At 61.1% G+C, this 11,133-nt stretch carries 11 protein-coding genes; 4 read left to right on the top strand and 7 right to left on the bottom strand.

Annotated elements, in window-relative coordinates:
- Positions 1-526: alcohol dehydrogenase catalytic domain-containing protein (locus NBH21_RS22360; protein ID WP_252759584.1), on the bottom strand; the 526-nt coding region annotated here is incomplete at its 3' end.
- 161 nt (positions 527-687) lie between these two features.
- Here NBH21_RS22360 and NBH21_RS22355 point away from each other — a divergent pair.
- Entirely contained in the window at positions 688-1,281 is a 594-nt protein-coding gene (locus tag NBH21_RS22355) for a hypothetical protein (protein WP_250915152.1), read from the top strand.
- A 30-nt stretch (positions 1,282-1,311) separates the two neighbouring features.
- Here NBH21_RS22355 and NBH21_RS22350 read toward each other — a convergent pair whose 3' ends face one another.
- A complete protein-coding gene (locus NBH21_RS22350) occupies positions 1,312-2,376 on the bottom strand; it encodes a quinoprotein relay system zinc metallohydrolase 2 (protein ID WP_250915151.1) in 1,065 nt (354 codons plus the stop codon).
- Positions 2,377-2,545: 169 nt separating this feature from the next.
- On the opposite strand from NBH21_RS22350, the gene NBH21_RS22345 reads away from it, so the two are divergent.
- Positions 2,546-3,355 (top strand): quinoprotein dehydrogenase-associated SoxYZ-like carrier, encoded by an 810-nt coding sequence (locus tag NBH21_RS22345; protein WP_250915150.1) that lies wholly within the window; start codon positions 2,546-2,548, stop codon positions 3,353-3,355.
- A 10-nt stretch (positions 3,356-3,365) separates the two neighbouring features.
- Here the strand turns inward: NBH21_RS22345 and NBH21_RS22340 are convergent, their stop codons facing one another.
- The 5 genes from NBH21_RS22340 to NBH21_RS22320 all read right to left on the bottom strand — a co-directional run bounded on the left by NBH21_RS22340 (position 3,366) and on the right by NBH21_RS22320 (position 8,670).
- The gene (locus tag NBH21_RS22340; RefSeq protein WP_250915149.1) at positions 3,366-3,719 is read right to left on the bottom strand and encodes a hypothetical protein; all 354 of its coding nucleotides are present in this window, start codon (positions 3,717-3,719) and stop codon (positions 3,366-3,368) included.
- Entirely contained in the window at positions 3,716-4,393 is a 678-nt protein-coding gene (locus NBH21_RS22335) for a hypothetical protein (RefSeq protein ID WP_250915148.1), read from the bottom strand. The genes NBH21_RS22340 and NBH21_RS22335 overlap by 4 nt, the downstream gene beginning before the upstream one ends.
- Before the next feature lie 106 nt (positions 4,394-4,499).
- Positions 4,500-6,749, bottom strand: coding sequence for a hybrid sensor histidine kinase/response regulator (locus tag NBH21_RS22330; RefSeq protein ID WP_250915147.1), 2,250 nt, complete (start codon positions 6,747-6,749; stop codon positions 4,500-4,502).
- Positions 6,746-7,918, bottom strand: coding sequence for an FIST N-terminal domain-containing protein (locus NBH21_RS22325; protein WP_250915146.1), 1,173 nt, complete (start codon positions 7,916-7,918; stop codon positions 6,746-6,748). The genes NBH21_RS22330 and NBH21_RS22325 overlap by 4 nt, the downstream gene beginning before the upstream one ends.
- Before the next feature lie 62 nt (positions 7,919-7,980).
- Complete coding sequence (locus NBH21_RS22320) at positions 7,981-8,670, bottom strand: response regulator (RefSeq protein ID WP_250915145.1); 690 nt, start codon at positions 8,668-8,670, stop codon at positions 7,981-7,983.
- 389 nt (positions 8,671-9,059) lie between these two features.
- On the opposite strand from NBH21_RS22320, the gene NBH21_RS22315 reads away from it, so the two are divergent.
- Positions 9,060-9,782, top strand: coding sequence for a GntR family transcriptional regulator (locus NBH21_RS22315; RefSeq protein ID WP_250915144.1), 723 nt, complete (start codon positions 9,060-9,062; stop codon positions 9,780-9,782).
- Positions 9,783-9,835: 53 nt separating this feature from the next.
- On the top strand, positions 9,836-11,089 hold the full coding sequence (locus NBH21_RS22310; protein WP_250915143.1) for an NAD(P)/FAD-dependent oxidoreductase: 1,254 nt from the start codon (positions 9,836-9,838) through the stop codon (positions 11,087-11,089).
- Positions 11,090-11,133 lie beyond the last annotated feature (44 nt).

Below are 11,133 nucleotides of genomic sequence, written 5' to 3'. Positions count from 1 at the left end.
CGATGCCGGTGGTGACGCCGCAGCCGATGTAGCAGATCTTGTCGAAGGGCGCGTCGGGATTGACCTTGGCGACCGCGATTTCCGGCAACACGGTGAAGTTCGAAAACGTCGAGCAGCCCATGTAGTGATGGATCTTGTCCTTGCCGATGGAAAAGCGCGAAGTGCCGTCGGGCATCACCCCCTGGCCCTGGGTGGCGCGGATCGAGGTGCACAGATTGGTCTTGCGCGAGGTACAGGAATAGCATTCGCGGCATTCCGGCGTGTAGAGCGGGATGACGTGATCGCCCTTCTTCACCGAGGTGACGCCCGGTCCGACATCGACGACGATGCCCGCACCTTCATGGCCGAGGATCGCCGGGAACAGGCCTTCCGGATCGGCGCCCGACAGGGTGAAATCGTCGGTATGGCAGATCCCCGTCGCCTTTACCTCGATCAAAACCTCGCCGGCACGCGGGCCTTCGAGCTCCACTTCAGTCACGACTAAGGGTTTTCCGGCCTGAACAGCCAGAGCAGCGCGTGTGCGCATGGATTGCCTCCCGAATGCTTGTATGATGCAGACCTTCTCCGGCCTTGGGTACAGATTACAAACGGGCCAAGCGCAGTGACAATTGCGACCTTAGTGTGTGTATCGGCCCTTTTGGCACCGCCGTCAGTAGGCCTATACTTAGCGCCAGGGAGGACATTGTCATGAAGATCGCACGCCTTGCGCTATTTCTGGCGCTTGTGCCGGCCGCCACCGGAGCCGCGGATTTTTCCGATCCGGACTGGCCATGTATCCAGCGCAAGGTCGAGAATCTGTCGCCGGGACTGATGTGGCCGACCCCTGTGACCAGAACGCCCCTGCCTCCGGAAGCAGCCGATCTTGCCTCCTTGCTCGCCTTGCGACGAGTGAACCTCGAAGAGGCGGAAATGCAGGTTCGGGCCTTTCTCGAAAAGACTCCGGCCGCCGATGTGCAATTGCTCGGCAACATCTTCTACGACGCCTTCGACAAGCTCGCGGAAGACCGCCACCGCCTGATCAGCGGCATCGCGCGCTATTCCCGCAACCAGATCGCACTGTCGAAGAAGATCGACAACAGCCGCACCGAAATGGCGAAACTGACCTCCGAAAAGAGCCAGGACTTCGACCGTATCGACAAGCTGGAAGAACAGATCGACTGGGACGAGCGTATCTACAAGGATCGATCGCAGGCGCTGACCTATGTCTGCGAAACGCCCGTCATCATCGAAAAGCGCGCCTACGCCATCGCCCAGCTCCTGCTGAAGCAGGTCCCGCACTGACACGTGCCGCTTAAGAAAAGAAGCGGCGCCCTATTCCCATTCGAGTTCGGTATAGGCCGCAGTCGCGTTGCGTGGATTGTAGAGGTCGAACAACGCCCACTTCCCCGCTTCGCCCTTGCCGATGCTACGGGACGCTTCAGCAAGGGGCACGCCCGAGCGGATGGCCGCTCGCGTCTCCTCTTCCAGCACTTCCAGATAATAGGTGAGCGCCGCAGCACCAACTGGCCAGTCAAGCACGGGCCCGCCATGGCCCGGCACAGCACGGGCGGCCTTGATCCGGGTAAGTTCGCCCAGCACCGAGCGCCAACCCTTGAGCGAACCATCGAGTGCCGGGGCATGCTCGTCGAACAGCAGGTCTCCGGCGATCAGCGTCGCAGTCTGTCGGTCGAACACGGTAAGATCCGAGGAGGTATGGGCTGTCGGCCATGCCTTGAACTCGATCACGCGGTCGCCGAGGTCGATCGTCTCGACGTCGGACACCACCCGGTCCGGTGCAACGATATGGCTTCCGAGAAAAGGGAGGTCTCCGATCAACCTCAGGAAACTGGTCCGGTAGCTATCAGCTCGCTCCGCCAGCGCCCGCGGCAGGTTTTGCTGCCCGATGATCAGCGCCCCGGCTTCCTGCAATGGCTCGGCACCAAAGACGTGGTCGGGATGTACATGGGTCAGTATCAGATGGGATATCGGCAACGGTGTCCGTTCGCGAACTGCGAGATAGGCCTCCTCCCCCACCTGTCGAGAACCGCCGGCGTCGATGACCGCGACGCTTTGCTTTCCCACGATAAACACGATGTTGGAAACGTCGCCGGCATTACCCGCGTCGGGCTCCGCCACAGCACCTCGATGGACAAACAGGCCGGGTGCCACTTCTGTGAATTCCAGCTTTGACTTGGGACGTGGCGCGCAAAAGCGTTCGGCAAGCGAGAAACCGGAAAGCCATGACGCCGGCAGATGCTTCAGCCCTTCCTCGCACTCTGCCTTTCTCTCCGCCGCATGCCCCGGCAGCAAGGCCATACGGCACAGTTGTCCGGCGGAGGCCGCACCTGTCGCCTCCACGGCGGACATCAGACACAGGGAAACGAAAGCCTCGAACATCGGCCAATCCCGCTTCTTAACACAAGTCTCCCACCGAAGCTGCGTCCATGACAGCAACCTCACAACACATCCGAAAGGCTCGCTTTTTCGCGCATCCGATATGGCTTATGATAACGAGCATGAGTGCCCGGGTATTGCGTCACCAACATCAGAGGGGGACATCGCACCCATGAGACAAGCACTTGCAGCTCTCTCGCTTCTGCTCTCGGCCGGCATCGCGCTTGCTGATGATCCGCCTGTCAATCCGATCGTCGAAAGCGCCACCTGGAATGACATCCGCGGTGACATCGTGGGCGACGTCCATCTACTCGACGGCGCAAGCCTGCTCACCCTGACCGCCCCCTATCGCGCCGACGACGCGGCCACCGTGCCGATCACCATCGAGCAGACGGGCGTGAAGGACGTTCCCATTTCGTCGATCAAGCTGGTGATCGATGAAAACCCGTCGCCGGTTGCAGCGGAAATCCGTTTCGGACCGGCGATGATGCCGTTGAAATTCGAGACCCGGGTACGCGTCAACCAGTATTCCAACATCCGGGTGATCGCCACGACCCCGAACGCCAGCTACATGACCGGCCGCTTCGTCAAGGCGTCCGGCGGCTGCTCCGCCCCGGCAACAAAGGATCCCACGGCTGCGCTAAAGGGCATGGGCGAAATGCGGCTGAGAAGCTTCGATACGGGGAACGCCGCTCCGGCCGTTCCGCGGGAAGCACAGATCATGATCCGGCATCCGAATTATTCAGGCCTGCAACGCGACCAGATCACACAGCTCTTCATCGGCGCCCACTTCATCACAGAACTGGAGGTGCGGCAGGGCAAGGAACTGCTGTTTTCCCTGCAGGGCGGCATATCGATCAGCGAAAACCCGACCTTCCGCTTTACCTATATCGATGATGGTTCGCCTGAGCTTACCATTCACGCGGTCGATACGGAGGGCAACGTCTTCGACCGCGTCCTGCCGAAACGTCCGCCGGCCTGAGGGAGACGGTTTAGAAGCAACGCATCTCCGCCTCGGCCTGTGCCCGTCTCAGTTCGGTGACCATACCACGCGGAACGACCGCACTCTTGAACATCGAAAGCTGCTCGCCCGCCCCCTGCTGCAAGGTCAGCACGGTCTCGGCCTCGACATATTTTTCGTAAGGCAGGATGGAAGCGATCACATCGATGGAACAGGCGCATTGCCTGAGGACATTGCGGTTTTCGCCGTTTGCAGCCATGCAACCGAAGACGTAATCGGCGCGCGCCTCCGTCGGATAATCGTTCAGCCGCTCCGTCAGGCTTTGCCCCAACGCAGGCGCAGCGAAAGCCGACACCACAAGAAGGCAGGCTGCCAGCCGCTTCATGGCTTGGCCTCGCCCTTGTCCGTCAGCTTGATCGCGTTGCGATAACCCGCATCTTCCGGCCCCTGCCCCTCAGGGACATTTGCCTCCAGCGAATAGAGCCAGCCAGGCACCTGTTCCGATACGGTGACAGAGAGCGCCAGCTCGGCAAAACGTCCCATCTTGCTCCGCGCCTTGTCCTTTTCGAGCGGACGCAACGTCACCTTCTGCGCGGCGATGTCGCGATCCCCGAGATGCACCGAAACCGGAACGATCTCCGCATCCTTCATCAAGGCCTCCTTGATGCGATTGCGGATGTAATAGGGGCTTCCGCCGGACTGCGCGGCGACATCCGACAATGTGCTTTCGAGGAAATACATGATGAGCGGATTGCCCACCGAAGCCGGGAAATTGCCGAGCGACCGCATTCGGGGACCTTGCCGCAGGATCAGCGCCACGTTGTCGTCGGCAGAGAGTTGCAGGCCGATATTGTCGTTATCCGGCGCCTCGCCCTTCTTTCCCGACAAAAGCACCCGATCGTAAAGCAGCGCATCCGGCGGCTCTTTTCCGGCACTCGCAGAGGCCGGAACGTGAAGGCCGGAAAGCCCCCCTTTGTGAAAGAGAAGATCGTAGGTTCCGGCAGCCGATGCTGTCGCGGCAGAGCCGAGCATCACGAGAAGAAGCACGAAAAGACGCATTGCAAACCTCCCTTTTTATGAAGAGCCTAATGCCGCCACGATTGTCTCGTCACCGCAGACATTGGTCGGTATTGGGAGCCATATGGATATGAGCCCCTGATCGCCGTCACGCCACCCGCGCACGGGTCTTCCAGTCGATCAACGCCCTGAGACGCACGAGCTGCACCGGCTTGGTCAGCACGGCAAAGGACATCTCGTCCGCCTGCGCCTGAAAATCGCGATGCCGGTTGGCGGAAATGATGATGGCCGGGATTTCACAACCGGCAAGCGCCCTGAGCGTTCGGATCGTCTCGATGCCATTGTCCTCCTCATCGAGCTGGTAGTCGGCAAGTACAATGTCCGGCGGGGTCCCGATCTCCTGCATCAGGGAAATCGCCTCGAGCGTCGAGCCGGCCGCAAGCACGCTTGCGCCCCAGCCCTCGAGCTTCTGCGTCATCGCATGCAGTTCGTCCGCATCGTTTTCCACGACCATGACAATCAGGTCCAGATCGCCCGTGGGGGCCGCCTCCACCACCGGATTTTCGTAGACAGTGACATGGCCGGGGGCTGCGAGCGGAACCTCGATCGAGAACATCGAGCCTACCCCCGGACGCGACACCAGCCGTACCGGGTGATCGAGGTGACGGCAGGCCCTTTCCACGATCGAAAGCCCCAGCCCCATGCCGGTGCCCTTGCCTCCCCCGCCACGGGTGAATTCCTTGAACACCCGCGCCTGGTCCGTTTCCGATATGCCGATCCCGGTGTCCCATACCTCGATGCGCAGGCGCGTACCCGCAAGCCGGCAGCCGACCAGCACCCTGCCGCGCTCGGTATACTGGATCGCGTTGACCACGAGGTTCTGAACCGAGCGCATCAGATAGCGCTGATCGCTCGTCACCCAGCGGCTCGATGGAACAATGCGGAGCTCGATCCTCTTTTCCGCGGCAAGCGGAGCGAGATCCTCGCTCAGCCCCTGCAGCATGTTCCCGATGGAGAAGGAGGTGATGTTGAATTCGGCGCCGGAACTGTCCAACCGGGAAATATCCAGTAGCGCCTGCAGCAGCGTCTCGATCGAGGTGAAGGAGCGGTTGAGACGGTTTACGACCTCTCTGGCACCTCCTTCTTCAACAGTCTCCGTCAAGGTCGAGAGATAGAGCTTGGCGGCATTGATCGGTTGCAGGAGATCGTGGCTGGCGGCCGCCAGAAATCGCGTCTTGGAAACATGCGCCGACTCGGCCGCCTCCTTGGCAAGCCGCAGCGCGCCTTCGATCTTCGTCTGCTCCGCAGCATGCACCTGCAATTGCCGGTTCGCCTCGGTCAGTTCCGCCGTGCGTTCCGCAACCCGCTGTTCAAGCAGAGCCGCAGCCTCCGTTTCCGCCGTCACATCCATGAGGGACACTATGAAGCCATCGTCCGGCAGGCTGTGCAGCCGCATGTCGAGCCGCATGCCGTCGCGCCTGCGAAAATGCTGCTGCACGGTCTCTCCCCGCCGCAATGCCTTGAACCAGCGCGCAAGTTCCGGCCGGCGCGATTTCCGGTCGACGATCTCATGGCGCTCGATATGTTCGAGAATCCGCTGGAATGACGCGCCCTTCTTCAGGAGGGGTAAAGGCAGACCAAGCAGCGCGCTGAAGCGTTCGTTATGCACAAGGAGTTCACCGTCCGACGAAAAGGTGCAGACTCCGAGCGACATGTGGTCGAAAGCGGCCTGCAGCAGATGGGCCTGCTGGTCGATCAGGCGATCCTTCTCCCGCCGGTTCTCCCGCACCAGATCGGTAATTTCCGTCTGCAGAACCGCGATATTGCCGGACGTCGTCTGGCGACAGGAAATCTGGAACCAGCGGTCATTGCGCAGCGCTATGACAAAGGAGGAAAAGCCATGGCCCGGAGCCTCCGGCAAACCGCTCGCCGGCGACCGCCGCACGGCTTTCACCCCGGCATCCTCCTCGCTTGCCAGCGACTTGCTGACCTCGACGGCCCGGAGATAATCATCGAAGGCGAGTCCCGGTTTTATCAAGGGCTCCACATCGGGCAGAAGCCGCCGGAACTGCGTGTTACAGACCTGCAACCGATCCTCGGAAAAAAGGGCAAAGCCTCCCTCCATGGCAACCATGGCATCGGCAAGGTTGCGCTGCATCCTCTCCTGGGTCTGGTAGGCGATTTCCAGCTCGCTCGACGCCCGGCCCAGCGTATCCAGCGCCTTTTCCAGATCCTTGGTCTTCTCCCACACCTTGGCCTGAAGCGTGATGGCCGACTGGAACAGCGAATAGGCCGTGCCGCCCACCTCATGACCACGCTCGGCGCGGTTGATCAGCGCCTCGATGATCCGCGCCTGCTTGGCGATCTGGACTTCGGGAGGATCGCTCGGATCGATCACGGCACCGCCCCCCTTCTCGGCCGGAAGAAGGCGACGCCGACGAAGGTCTGGTTCACATGCACGCCGAGATGCTGTTCGCCATAGGTGCTGAAGCCGACCACCCTATGCTGACGGAACCGTTCCGATGCTTCGTCGGCCAATCCCTTACGTTCGATCTCCAGCTTCCTGAGATAACAGTCGAAACCGAGGATGAAATCGGGCTCGGCGCCCTGGTCGTCGGTCACCGTCAGTCCGCTGTCGAGGGTGCGGATGATCTCCTTGCCCCGCCCCAGCGTCAGGAGCAGTCCGTCATCGATCGCCGACAGGAAGGTCAGACCATTCTCGCCGTGGATCTGCTGGATGGCGCGCACATGATAGAGGTCACGATTGCGCACCAGCACGGGATTTTCGGCAAAAATGGCGGGAGAAAGTTCCTCGACCGAAACGCCGACAAGCCGCGCATATTCCTCCGCCGCCGGGGAGCCGTTGATCTCCAGAACCAGGCGCTCCTCCGGAACCGCGCGGGTCACGACCATGCGGCTTTCCGTCGGCTGGAAATGATCGAAACCGAGGCCACGGAAATCGAGGTCTGTTTCCAGCAACAAGAGAAGCGCCGCGTTGCTGTGAAACCTGCCGTCGCGCAGAACCTTTGTCTCCCGGAAACGTAGCCCATCGCCTGCGGAGCCGCCGAAGACAGGGATATCCGCAAGCCCCGCCTCCAGCGTGGCGACGAGGATATCCTCCTGCTTCGACAAGCCGTCGGCAAAGATCAGCGCCAGACGATGGCGTCCCGGCGTGCTGCCGAACTGGGCGGAAAGCCGTTCGGCCTGTGAAACCACATCGGCGATGGACAGCGGCGAGATCGGGGAAAACAGGGCCGACGCCACACGGAAATGACTGCGCTCGAACGCGATCGCGACGAGCGCATCGCTGTCATATCCGCGCGGCGTTATCTGGCCGGCGGTCGTGCAGCCGAACACCACCGTCTCCGGCATGATATCGGCAAGTGCGGTTGGCAACGCGTCCGTCGCCAGCCGACAGGGCAGGAAAAGCAGGACGAAACTCGGCCGCGCAGTCGATAACTGGCGGCGGATGTCGAGGACAGCCTCCGTCGTATCGCCGGCATGAGACACGGCAATGCGCACCGCTCTCGCGGGCCTGTTATCAAGAGCCTCCCGTAGCGCCGTCACCCGCCTGCCGTCCTCCGCTGGCTGTCCTCACGGGCAAGGTAGTTTGTTTCCGCCATGGCCTCCTATTGAAGGTTATGGCGGATGGAAACCTCCCTCACCAGCATCGCCGCCTGCGTGCGGTTGTGCACGCCAAGCCGCCGCAAGAGCGCAGTGATATGCGCCTTGACGGTCGCTTCCGCGAGTTGCATCTCGTAGGCGATCAGCTTGTTCGGCATGCCCTCGCAGATCAGGCTGAGAATGCGCGTCTGTTGCTGCGAGAGATGGGCGATCTTGCGCGAGATGGTCTCGACGGAACGATCGCCTTCCTTCGGACGGGCCGGCATGGCATAGCCCGGCGGCACATAGGTCTTGCCGTTCCAGATATCCGTCATGGCCTCCTGGAACACCTGCCGCCCGGTTTCTTTCGGTATGAACCCCGCCGCTCCGGCGGAAATCACGGAATGTACAACACCTTCCGTCGTGATCGCCGAAATGACGATCACCGGAACATCCGGCATCTTTTCCTTTATCTTCAAGAAACCGCTCAGGCCCGACGCATCGGGCAGGTTGAGATCCAGAATGACGAGATCCGGCGAAAACCGCATGCGTATTTGATGCAGTGCCTCGCCTAGCGTAGTCGCTGTTCGAATCCGACGGGTATTGAAGATGCTCTCCATCGTCGTCGCAAGAGCATCGCAATAAAGCGGGTGATCATCGATCACCAGCGCCGACTTGATCGAAAGCGACGATACGGACAGTTCTGCCCGCGACATGGCTTTCCTCCCAAAAATATTCCTTGTTTGGACAACGAAGCGTCTCCACTCCGCTCCGCATATTCATTGGATATATTTCTGCTCCCAAATGTGGCCGGCTCTCCCCAGCGCAACCACATGTATTTTGTTACATAGATTTGCGATGCATGCAATTGCCGAATTCCCAGGCAGAAGGTGGCGTCAAATAAGGCAAATTTCCGAATTTTCTTATATTCTGGATAACGTCCGCCAGTGGCCGTACTCTTTCGTCCCGTACCGGACGATATCCCCGTCAGTCAGCGATGAAATCACTGCCCGCCACGAGGTCGCAGGCCGAGAAACAACTTGCGTCGAAGAAATGTCGACAGTATGTCTACATATACTTCAACACAAACGGATCGGCTGTCACGATGCTCGAACCCACCACTTCGGACGATACCGCCGAAACGCCACGCTCCCGCGGCTCCGGCACGCAGACCGTCTACACCACCCTGCGCCAGGAGATTCTGGCGATGGCCCTGCCGCCAGGCAGCCCGCTCGACGAGGTGCGGCTTTCGGATCGCTTCGGCATGTCGCGCACGCCGATCCGCGAAGCCCTGCTCCGCCTCGCCTCCGACGGGCTTGTCACCACACTACCGAACCGCAATACCATCGTTGCGACCATCGACTTCGCCACGCTGCCCACCTATTTCGATGCGCTGACGCTGATGTACCGGGTCACCACCCGCGCCGCCGCCGCGCGCAAGAACCCGGCGATCATGGCCACGATCCGCAAGCACCAGAACGAATTCGAAGCCGCCGTGAAGGCGCAGGACGCCTACGCGATGATCGAGGCGAACCGCGAATTCCACGTCGCCATCGCCGAACTGGGCGGCAATCCCTACTACACCACCTTCTTCGCCCGTCTTCTGGATGAAGGCCGGCGCATTCTTCGGCTCTATTACTCGACCTTCGATGATCGTCTGCCGCTGCAATACGTGCAGGAGCATGAGGATATGATCGCAGCAATCGACTCGGGAGATGTCGAGCGGTCCGATCGCCTCGCCATCGCCCATGCGGAACAGATCGTGCGCCAGATCCAGGAATACATCGCGCGCGACATGAACCACGCCGTATCGATCGGCGACCTCTGATCCATTTCACCTGACCCGCAACCAGATCAATCAAACAGCAAGAGAATTCTCCGATGCCTGCTCAAACGAAAGCCGATGTTGTCGTTATCGGTGCCGGAATTGTTGGTGCCATGTCGGCCCTCCATCTTCAACAACAGGGCCGCAGCGTTGTAATTCTCGACCGCACGGGACCCGCCGCAGGCGCAAGCGCCGGAAACGCCGGCATTCTGGCTTTCCCCGAGATCATCCCGATCCCGTCTCCCGGTGTGATGTTCAAGGCCCCGAAATGGCTCCTCGACCCGCTCGGCCCGCTCAGCATCCGGCCGGCCTACGCATTGAAGATCGCCCCCTGGCTCTGGCATTTCTGGCGCGCCAGCTCACGCAAGGTCTTCGAACAGGGCATCGTCACGCAGACCGCGATGATGGAGCTTGCGGCAGCCGAAATGGCCCGCATCCGCGCCATTCCGGAGCTTGCCACCTTCTTCGACAACACCGGCACGCTGGACCTTTATGACAGCGAGGAAAGCTTCAACGCCGCCGCCCATGACTGGCGTGAGAAGGAAAAGGCCGGCTTCGAGTTCAGGCGTGTAAACCGCAAGGAAATCGAGGAATTGCAGCCGGGCCTCGCTCCCCATTTCCGGCATGCGATGTATTCGGTTTCCGGCGTGCAGATCAACGACCCCAAGGAATTCACCCGGGCGGTATGCGCGCAGGCAGAGGCTGCCGGCGCAGCTCTTCGGACCGCCGACGTTACCGACATTGCCGCAACCGGCGACGGCGCGACCATCACGCTCGCCAATGGCGAGACCATTGAAGCCGGAACTGTGGTGCTGGCCGGCGGCGCTTGGTCGAAGAAGCTCGCCACCAGACTTGGCGACCGCGTACCGCTGGACACGGAGCGGGGCTACAACACCACACTGCCGACCCAGTCCTTCGACCTGAAACGCCAGCTCTATTTCAACGATCACGCCTTCGTCGTGACACCACTTGCGCAGGGCATCCGGGTCGGCGGCGCGGTCGAACTTGGCGGCCTCGATCTCGCCCCCAACTATAACCGGTCGAAGAACCTGCTGGCCAAGGCCGGCCGCTTTCTGCCGGAACTGGATACGCGCGGCGGAACGGAATGGATGGGCTTCCGCCCGTCGCTGCCCGATTGCCTGCCGGTCATCGGCTATTCGAAGGCAAGCCGTTCGGTCGTTTATGCTTTCGGTCACGGGCATCTGGGATTGACGCAATCGGCCGCCACCGGAAAACTGGTTTCGGACCTCGTTGCGGGCCGCGCCACCGGCATATCGCTCGCCCCCTTCCGCCCGGACCGTTTCAACTGACATTCGGCCGTTCGGCACTCCGCCGCACGGCGTGACCGGCCGGG

The organism is Ciceribacter sichuanensis (assembly GCF_024055605.1).
GTDB classification, from domain to species: Bacteria; Pseudomonadota; Alphaproteobacteria; order Rhizobiales; family Rhizobiaceae; genus Allorhizobium; species Allorhizobium sichuanense.
This window is presented reverse-complemented; position numbering and strand designations above follow the sequence as displayed.